Here is a 1,185-nt window from a genome sequence, read left to right on the forward strand (position 1 = left end):
GAGATGCCCCGACAGGGGCAGAGAGGGGTGAACCCTCTCGACAAACGCGGCTTTTAGGGCTTGCGCCCTTTACCCCTCTCTGTCGCTTTCGCGACATCTCCCCCTCAAGGGGGGAGATCGATTGGGGGCTATGCGGCGATGCGCCCTGAGGGCTGGTAGCCCTCACTCGTTGATCGCGAGCTTCTTTTCCTCATACGCCGTCTTCATCCGCTCGGCGAGCAGGAAGGCGAGTTCCAGCGCCTGGTCGGCGTTGAGGCGCGGGTCGCAATGGGTGTGGTAGCGGTCGTGCAGGTCGTCGCCGGTCAGCGCCCAGGCGCCGCCGGTGCATTCGGTCACGTCCTTGCCGGTCATCTCGATATGGATGCCGCCCGGATAGCTGCCCTCGGCGCGGTGGATCTGGAAGAAGCTCTCGACCTCCGACAGGATCCGCTCGAACGGCCGGGTCTTGTAGGAGTTGAGCGTGATAGTGTTGCCGTGCATCGGGTCGCAGGACCAGACCACCTTCCTGCCCTCGCGCTCGACCGCGCGGATCAGACGCGGCAAGTGGTCGGCGACCTTGTCGTGGCCGAAGCGGCAGATCAGCGTCAGCCGGCCGGCCTCGTTTTCCGGGTTCACGGCATCGATCAGCCGCAGCAGGTCGTCCTCGGCCAGCGAGGGGCCGCATTTGAGGCCGAGCGGGTTCTTGATACCGCGGGCGTATTCGATATGGGCGTGATCGGCCTGGCGGGTGCGGTCGCCGATCCAGATCATGTGGCCCGACGTCGCGTACCAGTCGCCCGAGGTCGAATCGACGCGGGTCAGCGCCTCTTCATAGCCAAGCAGCAGCGCCTCATGGCTGGTGAAGAAATCGGTTTCGGACAGCGCGTGGTTGTTTTCCGCGCGAATGCCGATCGCGCGCATGAACGACATGGTTTCCGACAGTCGGTCCGCAAGCTTCTGGTAGCGTTCGCCCTGCGGCGAATCCTTCACGAAGCCCAGCATCCACTGGTGGACGTTTTCCAGATTGGCATAGCCGCCCATGGAAAAGGCACGCAGCAGGTTCAGCGTCGCCGCCGACTGGCGGTAGGCCATCAACTGGCGCTGCGGATCCGGAATGCGGGCTTCCTCGGTGAAATCGATGCCGTTGATGATGTCGCCGCGATAGCTCGGCAGCGTCACCCCGTTGATCGTCTCGTTCGGGCTGGA

Annotated in this window: 1 protein-coding gene; it reads right to left on the reverse strand. The window is 64.1% G+C overall.

Annotated elements, in window-relative coordinates:
- Positions 1-162: 162 nt before the first annotated feature.
- Positions 163-1,185: 3-deoxy-7-phosphoheptulonate synthase class II (locus B4E36_RS10360; RefSeq protein ID WP_345900312.1), on the reverse strand; the 1,023-nt coding region annotated here is incomplete at its 5' end.

It is taken from the genome of Martelella sp. UBA3392 (assembly GCF_002358775.1).
GTDB classification, from domain to species: Bacteria; Pseudomonadota; Alphaproteobacteria; order Rhizobiales; family Rhizobiaceae; genus Martelella; species Martelella mediterranea.